Source organism: Campylobacter sp., from assembly GCF_020024835.1.
GTDB lineage: Bacteria > Campylobacterota > Campylobacteria > Campylobacterales > Campylobacteraceae > Campylobacter_D.
The window spans coordinates 1-17,180 of the sequence record NZ_JAHHTD010000005.1; the positions used below are offsets into that span (position 1 = coordinate 1).

Genomic DNA, 17,180 nt, shown 5'->3' on the forward strand with positions numbered 1-17,180 from the left:
TCTATTGAAATATTAGAATCTGCATAAATTTCTAATATGTATTTTTCAAATAAAGCAAAAGAAATTCAGGCAAAAAGATTGCAAGAAATTAAAGAAAATAAGATTTCAAATATAGAAAAAAAAATAAAACTTTTAAATGAAAGCATTGAAAATTTAGAAAAAGAAGACAAATTGCTAGATAAAGCAAGAAATTTAAGTAAAAAAGCAGATATTCTTTTTGCAAATTTGAATATTTTAAAAGATTTTCAAAGAAATTTTAGTTTAAAAGATTTTGATGGAAAAGAACTTGCATTTAATTTAGAAGATAGTCCTAAAAATAGTGCTAATGATTTTTATAAAATAGCTAAAAAACTAAAGCAAAAAGCAAAAAATATCAATATAGAACGTGAAATTTTAAATGAAAAATTAAATTTTTTAGTAGATTTAAGAGCTTTAATTTGCAAAAGCACTTCTTTATACGAGCTTGAAATTTTAATGCCAAAGAAGGTAAAAAAAAATAAAAAAGAAGAAATTAATGCCAAAATAAATAGTTTTTATTTTGATGAATTTAAAATTAGTGTAGGGTGCAATGAAAAAGCTAATGAGTATTTACTTAAAATGGCAAAAAAAGATGATTTATGGTTTCATATTAAGGATTATCCAGGTGCTCACGTTATCGTTACTTCAAATAAATTAAAAATAAGCCAAATGGTGTTAGAATTTGCAGCAAAGCTTTGTGTAGAATTTTCTAGATTAAATCCGGGGGTTTATTTAGTCGATTATACAAGTAAGAAATTTGTTAAAATCAGAGAAAAAGCTTTTGTAAATTATATAAATTATAAAAGCTTAAGCATTGTAAAGGAGTGAATATGCCTATAAGTCCTTTAGGTGGCATTAATTTTGCCAACCAAAATGCACCTGTGCATTCTGCACAATTGAGCAATGAGCTTGCAAAAGATTCTTTTGCAACTTTAGTTAATATGAGTGAATTTCAAGCTAAAGAAAAAGCAATTGAAAAACTTGAAAAGGTTAATCAAACGCAAGAAGTAGATGATGAGATAAAAGAAAGACAAGAGCAAGAGCAAGAAAAAAAACATTCTTCAAAGCATTATGAAGAAGATGTAAGTGAAGATGAAGAATGTGAAGAAGATGAGCAAGAAAACTCTCATTTACTTGATTTAAGTATTTAAAAAAAGGGATAAAATGTTTTCTAAAACAAGAATTTTAAGTGCTATCATAATGATAGTTGTTGTTTTGATTGTAGCTGTGGTGAATAATTCTTTTATTAATTTTACTCTTTTTGCGATTGTGCTTTATTTGGCATTTAATGAAGCAAAAAATATATTTAATACTAAAAATGCAAGTGCTTTGGTGGCTTTATGTATTTTTGTTATCGCTGTATTATTAGATAAACCTTTTTATGTTGGATTAATGGGCGTTGTGATTATTTTAGGCTACTTAGTTTATAAAAAGAGTGAAAATTTAAAAGAACTTATGCCATATATTTATCCAACTTTACCTATTTTAATGCTTTATGAGGTGTTAAGTTATGATGGTATGTTTGTATTATTTTGGTTGATAATGATTGTAGTTGTTTGTGATAGTTGTGCTTATTTTATAGGTAAATTAATAGGAAAAAGATCTTTTTCCCTAACCAGTCCAAATAAAACTTTAGAAGGAGTTATTGGAGGCATTGTTTGTGCTGAAATCGTTGGAGCTATAACTGGAATCGTTGGAACTATAGTAGGAGCTTTTGAATTTGATGTGATTGAAAGTATTTATATTCCTTTAGTTGTGGCAATTTTTGCTGTGATTGGGGATTTGCTTGAAAGTTATTTTAAAAGACAAGCTGGAGTCAAAGATAGTGGAAATCTTATACCAGGACACGGAGGCATTTTAGATAGAATTGACGCTGTAATTATTGCTTCATTTGCTATGGCAACTTTAATATGATTGTACTTGGAAGCACAGGAAGCATAGGGGTTAATACTCTTTTTATCGCAGAATGTGAAAATATACGCATAGAGGCATTATCTTGTGGCAAAAATATTAAGCTTTTAAATGAGCAAATAGCTAAATTTAAGCCTAAATTTGTTTGCATACAAGATCCTAAAGATAAAATTTTAGTCAATCATAATAAAGTATTTTGCTCACAAGATGGCTTAAAAGAAATGATAAGTCAATGCAAAAGCAAATTAGTAGTTAATGCTATTGTAGGATTTGCAGGCTTAAATTCAAGCTTAATGGCTCAAAAACTTGGAAAAAATTTAGCTTTAGCAAATAAAGAAAGCTTAGTGGTAGCTGGAAAATTTTTTGATGTTTCTAAAATTAAAGCAATAGATAGCGAACATGCAGCTTTAAAATGCTTGGTTGAGAAAAAAACAGATATCAAAAAACTATTCATAACCGCAAGCGGTGGAGCTTTTTATAAATATAAAATTCAAGATTTAAAATATGTTAGCGTAAAAGAAGCATTAAAGCATCCTAACTGGTCTATGGGAGCTAAGATTACTATAGATAGTGCGAGTATGTGTAATAAACTTTTTGAAATTATAGAGGCTTATTATCTATATGGTATGAAAAATATTGACGCTTTGATAGAAAGAAAATCTTTAGTTCATGCTTTATGTGAATTTGAAGATGGTGGCATTAGTGCATATTTTTCTCATGCAAATATGAAATTATCCATAGCTCAGGCTATTTTAAAACATCACAATAAAAATTTTATAAAACCGCTTGACTTATCAAAGATACAAAATTTAAAATTTGAAAAGATTAGTTTAAAAAAATATCCTATATTTACACTCAAAGAAGAATTTTTAAAAAATCCTGATATTGGTGTTATTATAAATAGTGCTAATGAGTATATGGTATATAAATTTTTAGAAGAAAAAATAGGATTTTTAGATATAGCAAAAGGTATCTTTGAAGCACTTGATCATTTTGGTGTGCCAAAAATTGAAAGTATTGATGATGTATTTGAATATGATATGCAAGTAAAATTGTATTTAGATAGGGGAAATTAGTGAAATTTTTTTTATGTATATGCGTATTTATTAATTTAGTTTTAGCTTTAGATTTTAGTGTTAAAGAAAATGGAGTAAGTTTAGATGATAATAATACTATTTTAATTCTTGGAGGAATTCAAGGAGATGAACCCGGTGGTTTTCACGCTGCTAGTTTGCTTTTGAGTGATTATAATATCACTAAAGGCAAGATAATTGTAGCGCCTAATTTAGCTTTTGAAAGTATTATCGCTAGAAATAGAGGAAATTTTGGCGATTTAAATAGAAAATTTGCTCATATTAATAAAGATGACCCTGATTATTTTACTATAGAACGTATTAAAAAACTTATTTTAAATCCTGAAATTAATATGGTGATAAATTTACACGATGGAAGTGGTTTTTATAGACCACAATATGAAAGTAAAGATAAAAATCCAAATAGATGGGGAAATACTAGTATTATTGATCAAAGTGAAGTAAATTCCACAAAATACGCTGATTTAGAAAATATCGCAAATGAAGCTGTAGAAAATATAAATAAGGCTTTGATTAAGGAAGAACATCAATATCATTTAAAAAATACAAAAACTCAAGAAACTAATGACAAAGAAATGCTCAAAGCTTTAACTTATTTTGTTATATCTAACCATAAGGCCGCTTTTGCAAATGAAGCGAGTAAAAATTTACCCACTCACTTAAGAGTGTATTATCATCTTTTAGCGGTAGAATATTATTTAAAAAAAGCAAATATAGAATTTAATAGAACTTTTGAATTAACCCCAAAAGGGGTATATCAAGCTATAGAAAAACCTTTGGAAGTAAAACTTTTCAATGATAAAATTTTACTTTTTCTTGATTATCCAAATCCTACTATTAATTTTTTACCCTTTCCTGTAAATCAAGCATTAAATTACGAAGCTAATAACGAAATTACCGCAGTTATTGCAGGAAAAAATTCATATTCTGTAAATTATGGAAATCGCTTACAAACTAGGATTTATCCTGAATATTTTGAATTTTCAAACGCATTAGATAATGTGCAGTTGATAGTAGATGGTCAAATTATACAAAGCCATTTTGCTAATAAAATTTTAGTTAAAAATAATTTTGAAGTTCCTGCTATTAATGGAGTAAGAGTTAATGTTATAGGTTTTGATAAAGGCAAAGATGAAAGTGGAATTTTAATTCATAAAAATCAAATGCAAAGTAGATATTCTTTAGATAAAAAAAGAAAAATTTATAGAGTGGAATTTTATGAATTAAAAAAAGCAAAATTAGATGAACAAATTCTAATTAATGACAATCATACAAAAGAAATAAAAAACGCAAATATACCACATATTCTTATAGAAAAAGCAGAGCAAAAAGATAAATTTCTTGGGATGGTTTTGGTGGAATTTGAATGAAAAATCTTATTTTAGCTATAGAGAGTTCTTGTGATGATAGTTCTATTGCTATTATAAACAAAGATACCTATAAGTGTGTTTTTTATAAAAAAATATCTCAAGAAAATGAGCATAGTAAATATGGCGGAGTAGTGCCAGAGCTTGCAGCAAGATTACATACTCAAGCTTTACCTAGAATTCTTAGTGAGTGTAGGGTTTATTTTGATGATTTGTGTGCTGTAGCTGTTACGAATGAACCCGGGCTTAGCGTGAGTTTAATAGGTGGAATTTGTATGGCTAAAATGCTTGCATTGAGTTTAAATTTGCCTCTTATTGCCATTAATCATTTAAAAGGTCATATTTTTTCTTTATTTTTAAAAGAAGAAATTCAAACTAATATAGGAATTTTGCTTGTTAGCGGAGGGCATACTATGGTGCTTTTTGTGGATAAACAAGGGAAAATTACTGAACTTGCAAGAACAAATGATGATAGTTTTGGCGAGAGTTTTGATAAGGTTGCTAAGATGATGGGGCTAGGTTATCCTGGTGGTGTTATTATAGAAGAATTGGCTAAAAAAGCAAGTAATGTTTCTTTGGAATTTAGCATACCTTTGCTTCATTCTAAAGAATTAAATTTTAGTTTTTCAGGATTGAAAAATCAAGTTAGATTAGAGATTTTAAAGGAAAATTTAACAGAATATAAAAAAAGTCATATCGCCTATGCTTTTCAAAAAACTGCTATATCGCATATTATGCATAAACTTACAAAACTTTTTAAAAAATATAATTTCAAGCATTTTGGTATAGTTGGCGGAGCTAGTGCAAATTTAATTTTGAGAAATCAGGTTGAGAATTTATGTAAAGATTATGAATGTGAGCTTTTATTGGCTCCACTTGAATATTGTTCTGATAATGCTTTGATGATAGCAAGAGCAGCTTGTGATACTTATAAGAGAAAAGATTTTGTAGATATTTCACAAGAATTAATTAATCCAAAAGTAAAAAATTTACAAGGTTTGTTATGAAAAAAGCTTTTACCATTATGGAACTTGTGTTTGTTGTGATTATATTAGGAGTTTTAGCTGCTATAGCATTGCCAAAACTTGGAACAAGCAAAGATGAAGCAAGTGCTATTCAAGCTTTAAGTAATCTTAAAATTTTTATTAATGATGTTAATAATTATATTTTAAAAAATGAAGCACTCTCAAGTGTAGCTTTGATGAGTAATATTTCTAATATTAAAAATATAGATTTATCTAGTTTGCATAATGCAACACAAGAGCTTGATTTTAGCGTAGGAAATGATGAGCAGTGTATTAAAATAACTTTTGCAGATAAAGAGAGCGTTTTGCTTTTAGGTATTAGCGTAGGATCAAATAATAAATTTCAAACTATAGCAAATTTAAAAAATGAACTTTTAAAAGATCCTAAAAATCAAAATTTAAAAACTCAATTAGATGAATTATTAAAGAAATTAAGTGAAGAAACATACAATAGCACTTCTAAATCAAAATCTTGTCAAAATTTAGTAAATTCTAAATCTTTTAAAGACTTAGCAGGCAAAGTGTATATATTAAGTGGTAATTAATTTGAGCTTTATTTTAACTTTATTTAAAGAAAATAAGATAAAAATTGTTATCTTTTTATTTTTTAGTGTTATTACGAGTTTAATTGGTGTTTTGACTTTAATATTTATTAATGAGTTTTTATTGAAATCAAATCTTGAAAATCCTCATATTATAGTGTATTTTGCATTTTTATTAATTTTATTTTTTCTTAGCTCATCTTTAGTAGAAATTTCTCTTAGTTCTTTTGGACAAAAATTTATTTTTAAAATGCAAAAAAGAGTGGTAAAGCAAATTTTAGATACTAATATTTTATATATATTAAATACCACTAAAGCAAAAATACTTGCGTCTTTAAACAATGATGTAAGAAGCATTTCTTTTGGTCTTTTGCGTTTTCCAGAATTTGTTCAATCTAGTATTTTAATATTTTGCACAAGTGTTTATATAGCTTATCTTTCGCCAGAAATTTTTGTATTGTGTTTTGTATGGATAGTTTGTTTATTTATTATTAATAATTTTTTAATGAGTAAGGTGTATTTTTATTTTAAACGTGCAAGAGAAAATGATGATGTTTTGCAAAAAGATTATCAAAATATTTTACAAGGGCATAATGAGCTTACTTTAAATCCACTAAGAGCAAAACAATATTATGAAAGTGAATTTGAATTTAACGCATTGAAAAAAAAGAAAAATTCAACTATAGGAAATATTTTGCATATTTTGTCAAATAATTGGAGCAATAGTGCAATGCTAGCTTTAGTTGGAGTTGAATTTTATATAGTTTTAACATATAAACTTACTAGCATTGAAAATGCTACGACAATAGCTTTAAGCATACTTTTTTTAAGAACTCCTTTGGTTTCTATGATAGGGAGTTTTCCTACTATTTTGATGGCAAAAATAGCTTTAGATAAAATTTCAAAGCTTAATTTACAAGAGTATAGACAAGATTTTAAAATCATAAATGAAAAAATTCAGTGGAAAAAGATAGTTTTTAAAGATATTTGTTTTGCTTATGATAAAAAATTTTCCTTAAAACCTATAAATTTTGAATTACAAAAAGGTGATACTATATTTTTAATAGGTAAAAATGGTAGTGGCAAATCAACTTTTTCTATGATTTTAGCAGGGCTTTTTACTGATTTTAGTGGGAAGCTTTATTTAGACGATGAGGAAATAAATTCAAAAAATATACACAAATATAGAGCCTTAATTAGTGCTATTTTTAGCGATTTTCATTTATTTACAAAAATTTTAAGAGATGAAAATTTTTTAGAAGAAGATTTAAAATATTGGCTTGAAATTTTAGAACTTGATGAAAAAATAGAACTTATAGAAGATAATTTTAGCACTATAAAGCTTTCAGCAGGGCAAAAAAAACGCTTAGCTATGTTAGTTGCTTTACTTGAAAAAAAAGATATTTTGATATTAGATGAATGGGCAGCTGATCAAGATCCTATGTTTAGAAAATTTTTTTACCAAAAACTTTTGCCACTTTTAAAACAAAAAGGTATTACTATCTTTGCAATCACTCACGATGATACTTATTTTGATATAGCTGATAGAATTTTGCTTGCTCAAGATGGAAATATTGAAGAATTACAAGGAGATATAAAAAATATCGCAAAGAATATAGTAGAGAAATTTTAAATATTAAAAAAATAATCTTAGGCTTTAACTTAAGATTATTGATTTTTTGCATAAATTTTTTCTATATCTATATAAAATTTAGCAATAATTCCATATGCTTTTTCCCATATTTTAAGCGTTGTATCATCAGCATTTAGTATAGCTTTTAAAGATAAGCACAAGCTATAGGGTGATGTTCTTCTTTGAGATTTAAAGCTATTAAAATAGCTAAAGCTTTTGGTTGTTTTTTGAAATAAGAGATAAAATATTTCAATCAGTGTTGATTTTTAAAATTAGATATGAGAAATTATTAATATGTCTTACTTAAGCAAATGCAAAGACAAATATAATATAATAATCCTTATCAATTTCAATATTATTTGTAGGAAAGTTATAATGAAAACAAAGTTAGTTTTATTGTCATTATTGGCTGCTGTTAGTTTAAGTGCTCAAGAGCTTACGATTTATTCTCATAGGCATTATGATGCTGATAAAGGAATTTTTAAATTATTTCAAGAAAAAACAGGGATTAGTATTAATGTAGTGCAAGCTAAAGCTAATGAGCTTGCTAAGAGATTAGAAGTTGAAGGTAAAAATTCAAAAGCAGATTTGTTTATGACTGCTGATGCTGGAAATTTAGAGCAAGTTCGCACAAGTGATCTTTTTATTTCTGTTGATTCTCCGGAATTAGAAAAACTTTCTCCTAAAGAATTAAGAGGTAAAAATAACCAATGGTATGCTTTTACCACAAGAGCTAGGATTATTATTGCGTCTAAAGATAGGATTAAAGATGGAGAAGTTAAAACTTATGAGGATTTAACTGATCCAAAATTTAAAGGTAAGGTTTTAGTAAGAAGCTCAAATAATGTCTATAATATTTCTTTATTAGGCGCTATGATAGATACTTTAGGCAAAGAAAAAGCAAAAGAATGGGCTAGTGGTATAGTTAAAAATTTAGCTCGTCCTCCAAAAGGCGGAGATCGTGATCAAATTCGTGCTATTTATGCTAAAGAAGGTGATTTAGCTATTTCAAATAGTTATTATCTGGGTCATTTAGCAAATTCTAAAAATCCACAAGATGTAGAAGCTGCAAATTCTGTAAAAGTCATTTTTCCTAATCAAGATGGTAGAGGAACGCATATTAATGTAAGTGGTATAGGTGTTTTAAAAACTTCTAAAAATAAAGAAGCAGCTATTAAATTTATTGAATTTATGCTTTCAAAAGAAGCTCAAGAAATTCTAACAAATCAAAATTATGAATATCCAGTCAATAAAGAAGTAAAACCAGCTAAAATTTTACAATCTTGGGGTGAATTTAAATCAGAAAAACCAAATTTCGAAGCTTATTGGGGTAATGCTAAAGAGGCTTTAATGATATTTGATGAAGTTGGTTGGAAATGATAAGGAAGAATAAAATTTGAAATTTTTAAGTTTAAGGTGGCTTTTGCCCACCTTTTTTTTGTGTATTCTTATAATCTTACCTATATTGGCTATTATATTGCACATTCCATTTATAGATTTTGATACTTTAAAGCATTTAAGTAAAAATGTTTTGCCACGTTATATTTATGGTAGCGCTGTAATTTTACTTGGAACTTTAGTGCTTTGCTTAGTATTTGGCTTAATAAGTGCTTATTTGATTTCTTTTTATAAATTTTTTGGCTCTAAATTTTTTGAATGGTTTTTGATTTTACCTTTAGCTATACCTTCTTATGTGATGGGTTTTGTATGGATTGATTTATTTGAATTTAAAGGTTTAATTTCTACATTTTTAGGTATTGAAAGACGTATTGATATAATGAATTCTTACGGAGTGATTGTTATTTTATCTTTTGCTCTTTATCCTTATGTGTATTTTTTTGCTAAAAATTCTTTTTCTAATGGACTTGGAAGTATTATTTTGAGTGCAAAAATTCTAAAAGCTTCGAATTTAAAAACTTTTTTTAAGGTTGTTTTGCCATTTTGTCGTATAGGTATAGTTTCTTCTTTGCTTTTAGTTGCAATGGAGACTTTGAGTGATTATGGTTTAGTTGCATATTTTGGTGTAGATACTTTTAGTGCTGGAATTTTTAGAACTTGGGGAAGTGGAGGCGATGAGGTAAGTGCAGTAGCTTTAAGCGTGGCTTTGCTTGTTTTTATTGTATTTTTGATGTTATTAGAAAAAATTCAAAGAGGTAAAAAAGGATTTACACAAAATGTGTTTTTACCAACTCCTAAAGACGAGTTAAAAGGTTTTAAATCTTTTTTAGCTTTTTTATGGTGCTTTCACCTTGCTTTTTTATCTTTTATTGTGCCTATTATTTGGCTTATTTATTGGGCTCAATTTGATTTTATTCAAAGTTTTTATAATGTTTTAACTCCATCTTTATATAGCTTAAGTGTTTCATTAATTAGTTCATTTTGCATTGTATTTGTGGCTTTTTATTTATGTTTTGTGATTCGTTTAAATAATACAAAATTTTCAAAAACAATGCTTTGGCTTGCTACTTTAGGGTATTCTTTACCTGGTGCTGTTGTAGCTGTTGGAATTTTGGTAATTTTAGGTGTTTTAAATAAGATTTTTGATGTATTATCCTTTGAATATGCTGTGGGTGGTGGCTTTTTAGTTTTATTTTTTGGTTATTTTGTAAGATTTTTAGCCTCTGGGATTTTTGCTACTCAATCAGGCTTTGAAAGAATTTCAAAACATATAGACTATGCAAATTTGACTTTAAAAATTAAACCTTTTAAAATATTTACTCATATACATTTTCCTTTAATTAAATATTATTTAGCTTTAGCTGTAGTGATTATTTGTGTAGATATTTTAAAAGAACTTCCTATTTCCACTATACTTTCTCCATCTGGTTTTCAAACTTTATCATCTTTGGTATTTGCATATAGTGAAACAGAATTAATCTACAATGTCGCTTTGCCTTCTTTAATTATAGTATTTTTTGGGATTATCCCCACTTTTTTAATGCACTATTTGCAAGATAAAAACAATCAAAGGAAAAACTCGTGCAAGTGTTGAGAATAGAAAATTTATATAAATCTTTTTTTGATGTTGAAGTTTTAAAAGGAATTTCATTAAACTTAAATGAGGGTGAAATTTTAAGTATATTAGGTGAGAGTGGTTGTGGAAAAAGTTCTTTGCTTGGTTGTATAGCTGGATTTTTTGAGATAAATGATGGCAAAATTTATATAGAGGAAAAATTAGTTGCTTCTAAAAATTTGTATTTACCTCCTCAAAATCGTGATATTGGTGTTTTATTTCAAGATTATGCTTTATTTCCACATCTTAATGTAAAAGAAAATATTTGTTTTGGTATTGCAAATCTTAGTAAAACAGAACAAGAGCAACGATTAGACGAGCTTTTAGAAATTTTAAATTTAAATGAACTTTTGTGTCGGTATCCTAATGAATTAAGTGGTGGGCAAGCTCAAAGAGTGGCTTTAGCAAGGACTATTGTTGCTAGGCCAAAAATTATACTTTTTGATGAACCTTTTTCAAATTTAAATCACACTTTAAGTGTAAAAATGCGAAAAGAAATCAAAAATATTTTAAAAATGCACAAGCTTAGTGCAATTTTTGTAACTCACGATAGAGAAGATGCTTTTTATCTTTCTGATTATATAGCATTAATCCACGAGGGAAAAATTTTAGATTATAACGATGCTTATAATTTGTATTATTTTCCTAAAAATATCACAAGTGCAAAATTTTTAGGTGAGGCTTTCAAATTAGAAATAGACAAAATTTCTAATTTAACCTTTAAAGAATACTTACATCGAAAAAATGGAATTTTGCGTCCCAATGACCTTAAAATTTCTAAGCTACCAACTCCTTTAGAAGCTTTGGTTTTAGAATGTGATTTTTATGGAGATTTTTATGAGCTTGCTTTAAATTTAGAGGGTAATATTTTTAGTATTTATCATAATAAAGCACTTAATAAGGGAGAAAAAATTTATCTTGAATTGGTTTAAAATGAGAAAAATATTTTATAAATTAATAATTTATATTGCTTAAATAAGCTTTCATTGATATCTTGGTAGTATTAATGATAATATTTTGTATATTTAAGGCATAAGATGCGAAAAATGATAATTAATTCAAAGTATATATCTACAGATGGAGAAAAATATTTAATTGATTATTTAGACAATAATTTATTAGAAGATTTTGAAATTTATGCTCAACCTAATTTAAATGGCAATAGGCCTGATATTGTTGTTTTTCATAAAAATAAAGGTGTGTTTATTATTGAGATTAAAGATTGGAAATTAGAAAGATTTGAAAAGGATTATAAAAAGAATAAATATTATAAATACACTCAAGGCAATCGCATTGAAATAGCTAATCCAAATTCTCAACTTAAAAGATATAAAGAGCAATTTAATTATTTTAAGCAAGTTCCTATTGTTTGCATACATTATTTTCACAATAGTTACACTGAAGATATTGTTAATTTTTTAGGAGAAAAAGGGATTGAAATTTTTGGATTTGATAAAAAATGTGATCTAATAAGATTTATATTAAATTATCCAAATATCTTTATAAATTGTGCAAATGATATAAGAAATTTTATATCGCCAAAAAAACATAAAAAAGAAAATGGAGAGAGAATAGATTTAACTCAGCAGCAAAAAAGACTTATAGAACATATCCCAAATTCGTGGAGAAGAGTAAAGGGAGTTGCTGGAAGCGGTAAAACTTTAATCATCGCTCAAAAGGCAGTAAATATAGCAATTGCTAATAAAAAAGTATTGATTATTTGCTTTAATAAGACATTAAAAAGATATATAAAAGAACAAATTGGAAATTCTTTTAAAGATTTTGATTGGAATTTTATAGAATATAATCATTTTCATGAATTTATTAGATTATATGTAGAAGAAAATGAATTAGAAGTAAAAAAGCCGAAATATTTTTTTAATGACTTTAGTTTGTATGAACAAGCTTTAATTGGGCAAGTTTTAAAACTACAAAGTGAAGGTTTGAATTTAAAAAATAGAAAATATGATGCTATATTAATAGATGAAGCACAAGATTTTAAAAAAGAATGGTTTGATATCTTGCTATATTTTTTAAGTAAAAATAATGAAATTTTGCTAGTAGCTGATGATAAACAAAATTTATATGATAGAGATGTATCTTGGATAAAAGATAGTATGAATGGTTATGGATATAAATTTAAAGGTGTTTGGGGTGTTTTAAAAGAGGCAAAAAGGACTAATTATTTACCAAATTTAATATCCAAAGTTAATCAATTTTTTAATTTATTTTTAAAAGATTATTTGGAAAATCACCCTGATAAAAATTTTGGTAATTTTTTAAATTTAGAAACTACTACAAATGAAAATATATTGGATTTGCAACCATTGATTTGGGAAAATATAAATGAAAATAATTTATATACGCAAATTTTATATTATTGTAATCATTTTATAAATAAAAAATATAAACTAAAGGATATAAGTATCTTGGTGCTTGATAAAAATACAGGATATAATATAAAAACTTTCTTAAATGATAATAACATTGATATTAAAGATATGTTTGACAATAAAGAAGAATTTTCATTAGAAAACAATAATATAACAATATGCACTATAAATAGCTTCAAAGGTATGGAAAATAAAGTAATCATCTTTATAAGTGAAGATAAAAATAATATACAAAATGATTTTAAAACTTATGTTGCATTAACAAGAGCTAAAGAAGCCTTGGTAGTGTTAAACAAAAATAAAAAATACTTAGAATATTCTAAAGAATGGGTGTAAGCTATAAATTTATGTTTGTATGAAATTAATAACATACTTTAAATTTAGAGGATAATATTTTTAGTATTTATCACAACAAAGCATAGAGATTTTATATAAAGGCAAGTTATCATCTTATAGATACACAGGTAAATTTATTGATTTAGTTCGTAGTATCTTTAGCAATGATTGCAAAGAACCTTCATTATTTAGTTCTTAAATTTATAGACAATTTTTTGAGTTATAAATTTTTATTGTGATATTTTTAAGCTTTTATAAATATTTTTATTTGATTATTATAGATATGGTTTTTATACTATATGCTGTAATTTTCGTAAGTAAATGCTTAAAACTTCTTTTGATTTTAAAATTTGCTAAAGATTATAAAATAAAGTAAAATCACAATTAAAAAGGCAAATGATGATTAGTGTAGAATTAATAGAGCATATTTTTAAGGCCGCTTTTATATCAAGATGGAATGATTATCCTAAGATGATAAATTTAGTGGAGCTTGATAAACAAGCACATAAGTTTATCATTGCATATTTTATGGCAAAAATGGAAAATGATGTCAATATGCGTTTTGTGATTGAAGCAGGTATTTTTGAATTCTTAAGTCGTGTTGTTGTAACTGATATCCGCCCTGATGTTTATCATGAAATTTTGCGTCAAAAAAATACACAGATAAATGCTTGGGTTTTGACTAAAATTTCCCCTATGATACAAAATATCGAAAATGGTGCATTTTTAAAAAGATATGAAAATTTCTTGCAAGGAAAAGACTATACTAAAGAAAGACTTATTTTAAAAGCTGCTTCATACTTTGCTACAAGATGGGAATTTAATATAGTTTATCAAACGAGTTCTTTTTTACATGATATTGATGAAATTAAAGCTAAAGTAGAAGAAGAGTTAGAGGATTATTATGAGTTAATTGGAGCAAGAAAAATAGCATTAAATCAAAAAATTGCTAAAATTATTGATTTAAGCGGGCGTTTGCGTTTTCAAAAGCGTTGGGCGCAAACTCCAAGAATTCCTGAAACTGCAGTTTTAGGACATATGCTTGTAGTAGCTATTTTGAGCTATTTTTACTCCTTAGAGGTAAAAGCTTGTGATGGTAGATTAGAAAGTAATTTTTATTGTGCTTTATTTCATGACTTACCAGAGAGCTTGACAAGAGATATTATAACTCCTGTTAAATATGGTATAGAGGGGCTAAATGAGGTTATTAATGAATATGAAATGAAGTTGATTAATGAAAAAATTTTACCTTTTATCCCCTTTTCTTTTCGAGAAGAATTTAGTTATATATTGGGTATTAGAGAAGGATTAGAGGGTGAAAATACTTATATAAAAAATGAATTTGAAAACCGAATTTTCAATAATAAACCCAGTGTTTATAGTGGAAGTTTAGACGCTGTAAATGAGGATCATTTTAAGGCTATTGATGGTAAAGCATTGAAATATTGTGATAAAATCGCAGCCTTTATTGAGGCAGCTTTGTCTATTAGTTGTGGGGTTAAATCCAAAGAATTAGAAAGCGGTCTTGATGGAATGTATGAGTATTTTAAATCAAATCCAACTATTAATGGAGTAAATTTTTTAAAAATATGTGAAGATATTAAGGGATATTTCAAACTTTAAAACCCTCTTCCAGATGGCTGCGGCACACACTAATAATAAGTGCTCTGCTGTGTTCCCACCCTGAAGCGGTGCTTAAAATTAACATTGCACAGGTCTAAAAGAAGGCAGTGGTAATGATATCTTAAAATATCTTAAAAAATATTGAGGTGTAAAAATGATTAATTTATTTGCAAATTTTTTATCTAAATTCAGAGAAATTTTTGTACCAAGTCATTTGTCTTTAGAATTTAGAGCAAAATCTTTTGCTGCAATTATAGTAGCAAATAAAAATATAAAACAAGAATCATGGGATATTTTAAATGAAATTTCAAAAGAAGTTTATCCTAAGGATAAAAGCAGGCAAGCTGTATTAGTGCAAACTACTAAAGAATATATAGATTTAGTGTTGAAAAATAAATTAAGTTTAGATTCTTTGCTTAAAAATATTGCTTTTCTTTTAAAAACTCATCCGCGTTATGCTCAAAAGATAAATTTTAATAGACTAAAGTGTTTTTTAGATAAAAACGAGGAAGAATCTTTGATACAGCAAAGAGTGATAGAATTTTTTGAACAAGAAATAAGTTATATAGTATCAAAAAATTAATAAAACGCTTGTTTTAGCGTTTCATATTAATGGCTTTTTGAATCATTTGATCAGCTGTGCTAATGCTTTTGCTACTTGAGTCATATGCTTTTTGTAAGGATATTAAATTTGCAAATTCTATAGCTAAATCCACATTAGATTGTTCTAAATATGAACCTTTAAAACTTGCTGTGCTAAATTTTCCATCATTACTTAGTAAAAATGTTGGTTTTCCGCTATTGCTAGTTTGTCCATATAAATTTTCACCAAGTTTTTCTAAGCCTTGTTCATTGATAAAATTAAATAGGGCAAGTTTAGCCATAGGAATTTGATTGCCATTTGTAAATGTTGCTACTATAGTTCCATCAAGATTAATAGCATAATTGTTTAAAAATCCTTCTCCAAGCCCGTCTGTTTTAGTATGCACAGAAGGTTGTTTATTGCTTAAAGCGTGGAGTCCATCATAGCCTGAATTTGGAATTCTTGGATCATAATAAGAACCAAGATTAATATTAACTTTGACCCCGTTATTATCCACTGAAGTTAAAGTATTTGCTATTAAAGCTCCAGATTCATTAAATGTGATTAAACCTTCAGTTGTTCCTCCAATTTTGTTATTGTCATTATCATACACTTGTGCTACAGCTTTGTATTCTAAATCGGTGCCATTTTGAGGCAAGACTCTATCAAGTTTTACTTTTACCCAGCTAATTGAGCCATCAGGATTGATAAGCTTTGCAGATAATTCTGAGCTATCTGAAACCTCTTTTTCCATACTTATATGAGATGATTTTAGCGTAGCGTTTGCTAAATTTATTTTATCTAGTGTTTGATTTTCAAGATTAAAAGATAGATCATCATCTAAAGTAGCTTGTAATGTTTGAGTAATACCATTTTCATCTTCTATGTCAAAATATATCATAGTGCCAGGTTGCAAACCAAATATTTGCTCGTCTTTAACACTCCCAGATATATTAAAAGTTCCATCATCATTTTTTGTAAAATTAAATTTTTCAACATCAAGATCGATATTTACAGCTTCTGTTTTTGTGCTTGTATCTAAATTTCCACTCCAAGTGATATTTTGAGTTGGTTGAGGTGGCAAATAAAGATTTTTAGGAACAGATATTGGTCCTTGCGTATTTACCCCACCCATTGGAAAATCTACACCCGGCTTTCCTGTAAGGGCTGTAGTTACTCTTTGATCAAGTTGTTGCCCAAACATATTTGAAACTCTATTGCTAAGTTGAATTTCTTGTAATGATGGATTCATCGTCCCAAGTACATAATTTCCATTTGCATCAACTAAATTTCCATTTGCATCAGCTCTAAAAGCCCCATTTCTAGTGTAATACACGCTATTGCCATTGGATATTCCAAAAAATCCTTTACCTGCAATTGCTACATCAAATTCGCCATCAGTTGCTTCTAAGGGTCCTTGTTCAAATATATCAGTAGCAGAGGCAGCTGAAGTTCCATATCCTATTTGATCTTTGTTGTATGATTGCGTTGTCATTGTGCTATAAAATACATCTTTAAATCCAACTTCAGAGTATTTAAACCCTATTGTATTGACATTAGAAATATTATTAGCCGTGTTGTCTATGCTATGACTTTGAGATTTTACTCCATTTACTCCATTATAAAGTGCTGTAAACATATT

At 27.2% G+C, this 17,180-nt stretch carries 15 protein-coding genes, 1 other RNA gene and 1 pseudogene; 14 read left to right on the forward strand and 3 right to left on the reverse strand.

Going from position 1 to position 17,180, the window contains the following annotated elements:
- The first annotated feature begins 36 nt into the window (after nt 1–36).
- The 8 genes from QZ429_RS01665 to QZ429_RS01700 are packed head-to-tail and all read left to right on the forward strand — an operon-like array spanning nt 37 to nt 7,590.
- Complete coding sequence (locus QZ429_RS01665) at nt 37–846, forward strand: NFACT RNA binding domain-containing protein (RefSeq protein ID WP_291950119.1); 810 nt, start codon at nt 37–39, stop codon at nt 844–846.
- Between the two features lie 2 nt (nt 847–848).
- Entirely contained in the window at nt 849–1,169 is a 321-nt protein-coding gene (locus QZ429_RS01670; protein ID WP_291950123.1) for a hypothetical protein, read from the forward strand.
- Nucleotides 1,170–1,182: 13 nt separating this feature from the next.
- Nucleotides 1,183–1,932: a phosphatidate cytidylyltransferase gene (locus tag QZ429_RS01675; protein WP_291950126.1), complete on the forward strand. Its 750-nt coding sequence runs from the start codon at nt 1,183–1,185 to the stop codon at nt 1,930–1,932.
- Nucleotides 1,929–3,005, forward strand: a complete 1,077-nt coding sequence (gene dxr / locus QZ429_RS01680; RefSeq protein ID WP_291950130.1) for a 1-deoxy-D-xylulose-5-phosphate reductoisomerase — start codon at nt 1,929–1,931, stop codon at nt 3,003–3,005. The genes QZ429_RS01675 and dxr overlap by 4 nt, the downstream gene beginning before the upstream one ends.
- Complete coding sequence (locus QZ429_RS01685) at nt 3,005–4,393, forward strand: M99 family carboxypeptidase catalytic domain-containing protein (RefSeq protein WP_291950133.1); 1,389 nt, start codon at nt 3,005–3,007, stop codon at nt 4,391–4,393. Before dxr ends, QZ429_RS01685 begins: the two co-directional genes overlap by 1 nt.
- Entirely contained in the window at nt 4,390–5,397 is a 1,008-nt protein-coding gene (gene tsaD, locus QZ429_RS01690; protein ID WP_291950136.1) for a tRNA (adenosine(37)-N6)-threonylcarbamoyltransferase complex transferase subunit TsaD, read from the forward strand. Before QZ429_RS01685 ends, tsaD begins: the two co-directional genes overlap by 4 nt.
- Complete coding sequence (locus QZ429_RS01695; protein WP_291950139.1) at nt 5,394–5,960, forward strand: type II secretion system protein; 567 nt, start codon at nt 5,394–5,396, stop codon at nt 5,958–5,960. The genes tsaD and QZ429_RS01695 overlap by 4 nt, the downstream gene beginning before the upstream one ends.
- Nucleotide 5,961: 1 nt before the next feature.
- Entirely contained in the window at nt 5,962–7,590 is a 1,629-nt protein-coding gene (locus tag QZ429_RS01700; protein ID WP_291950142.1) for a multidrug ABC transporter permease/ATP-binding protein, read from the forward strand.
- 35 nt (nt 7,591–7,625) lie between these two features.
- Here QZ429_RS01700 and QZ429_RS01705 read toward each other — a convergent pair.
- Nucleotides 7,626–7,789 (reverse strand): annotated as a pseudogene (locus QZ429_RS01705) (globin); the annotation flags it as partial.
- Nucleotides 7,790–7,965: 176 nt separating this feature from the next.
- Between QZ429_RS01705 and QZ429_RS01710 the strand changes: the two are divergent.
- From QZ429_RS01710 to QZ429_RS01730, 5 genes are all read left to right on the forward strand, one after another.
- A complete protein-coding gene (locus QZ429_RS01710) occupies nt 7,966–8,970 on the forward strand; it encodes a Fe(3+) ABC transporter substrate-binding protein (RefSeq protein ID WP_291950145.1) in 1,005 nt (334 codons plus the stop codon).
- 43 nt (nt 8,971–9,013) lie between these two features.
- Nucleotides 9,014–10,582 (forward strand): iron ABC transporter permease, encoded by a 1,569-nt coding sequence (locus tag QZ429_RS01715; RefSeq protein ID WP_291950148.1) that lies wholly within the window; start codon nt 9,014–9,016, stop codon nt 10,580–10,582.
- Nucleotides 10,570–11,535: an ABC transporter ATP-binding protein gene (locus tag QZ429_RS01720; protein ID WP_291950151.1), complete on the forward strand. Its 966-nt coding sequence runs from the start codon at nt 10,570–10,572 to the stop codon at nt 11,533–11,535. The genes QZ429_RS01715 and QZ429_RS01720 overlap by 13 nt, the downstream gene beginning before the upstream one ends.
- Nucleotides 11,536–11,640: 105 nt before the next feature.
- Entirely contained in the window at nt 11,641–13,332 is a 1,692-nt protein-coding gene (locus QZ429_RS01725; RefSeq protein ID WP_291950153.1) for a nuclease-related domain-containing DEAD/DEAH box helicase, read from the forward strand.
- Nucleotides 13,333–13,731: 399 nt separating this feature from the next.
- Nucleotides 13,732–14,955 carry an HD domain-containing protein gene (locus QZ429_RS01730; RefSeq protein WP_291950156.1) on the forward strand — a complete coding sequence of 408 codons (1,224 nt, stop codon included), beginning with the start codon at nt 13,732–13,734 and terminating at the stop codon, nt 14,953–14,955.
- A 3-nt stretch (nt 14,956–14,958) separates the two neighbouring features.
- Here the strand turns inward: QZ429_RS01730 and ffs are convergent.
- Nucleotides 14,959–15,056, reverse strand: an RNA gene (gene ffs / locus QZ429_RS01735) — signal recognition particle sRNA small type.
- Nucleotides 15,057–15,109: 53 nt separating this feature from the next.
- Between ffs and QZ429_RS01740 the strand changes: the two genes are divergently transcribed.
- Nucleotides 15,110–15,538, forward strand: a complete 429-nt coding sequence (locus tag QZ429_RS01740) for a hypothetical protein (RefSeq protein ID WP_291950159.1) — start codon at nt 15,110–15,112, stop codon at nt 15,536–15,538.
- Between the two features lie 13 nt (nt 15,539–15,551).
- Here QZ429_RS01740 and QZ429_RS01745 read toward each other — a convergent pair whose 3' ends face one another.
- Complete coding sequence (locus QZ429_RS01745; RefSeq protein ID WP_291950162.1) at nt 15,552–17,177, reverse strand: flagellar hook protein FlgE; 1,626 nt, start codon at nt 17,175–17,177, stop codon at nt 15,552–15,554.
- Nucleotides 17,178–17,180 lie beyond the last annotated feature (3 nt).

Coding starts and splice junctions, on each gene's coding strand:
- QZ429_RS01740 (WP_291950159.1), top strand. CDS start 15,110: ATGATTAATTTATTTGCAAATTTTTTATCTAAATTCAGAGAAATTTTT.
- QZ429_RS01725 (WP_291950153.1), top strand. CDS start 11,641: ATGCGAAAAATGATAATTAATTCAAAGTATATATCTACAGATGGAGAA.
- tsaD (WP_291950136.1), top strand. CDS start 4,390: ATGAAAAATCTTATTTTAGCTATAGAGAGTTCTTGTGATGATAGTTCT.
- QZ429_RS01730 (WP_291950156.1), top strand. CDS start 13,732: ATGATTAGTGTAGAATTAATAGAGCATATTTTTAAGGCCGCTTTTATA.
- QZ429_RS01745 (WP_291950162.1), bottom strand. CDS start 17,177: ATGTTTACAGCACTTTATAATGGAGTAAATGGAGTAAAATCTCAAAGT.
- dxr (WP_291950130.1), top strand. CDS start 1,929: ATGATTGTACTTGGAAGCACAGGAAGCATAGGGGTTAATACTCTTTTT.
- QZ429_RS01665 (WP_291950119.1), top strand. CDS start 37: ATGTATTTTTCAAATAAAGCAAAAGAAATTCAGGCAAAAAGATTGCAA.
- QZ429_RS01695 (WP_291950139.1), top strand. CDS start 5,394: ATGAAAAAAGCTTTTACCATTATGGAACTTGTGTTTGTTGTGATTATA.
- QZ429_RS01710 (WP_291950145.1), top strand. CDS start 7,966: ATGAAAACAAAGTTAGTTTTATTGTCATTATTGGCTGCTGTTAGTTTA.
- QZ429_RS01675 (WP_291950126.1), top strand. CDS start 1,183: ATGTTTTCTAAAACAAGAATTTTAAGTGCTATCATAATGATAGTTGTT.
- QZ429_RS01670 (WP_291950123.1), top strand. CDS start 849: ATGCCTATAAGTCCTTTAGGTGGCATTAATTTTGCCAACCAAAATGCA.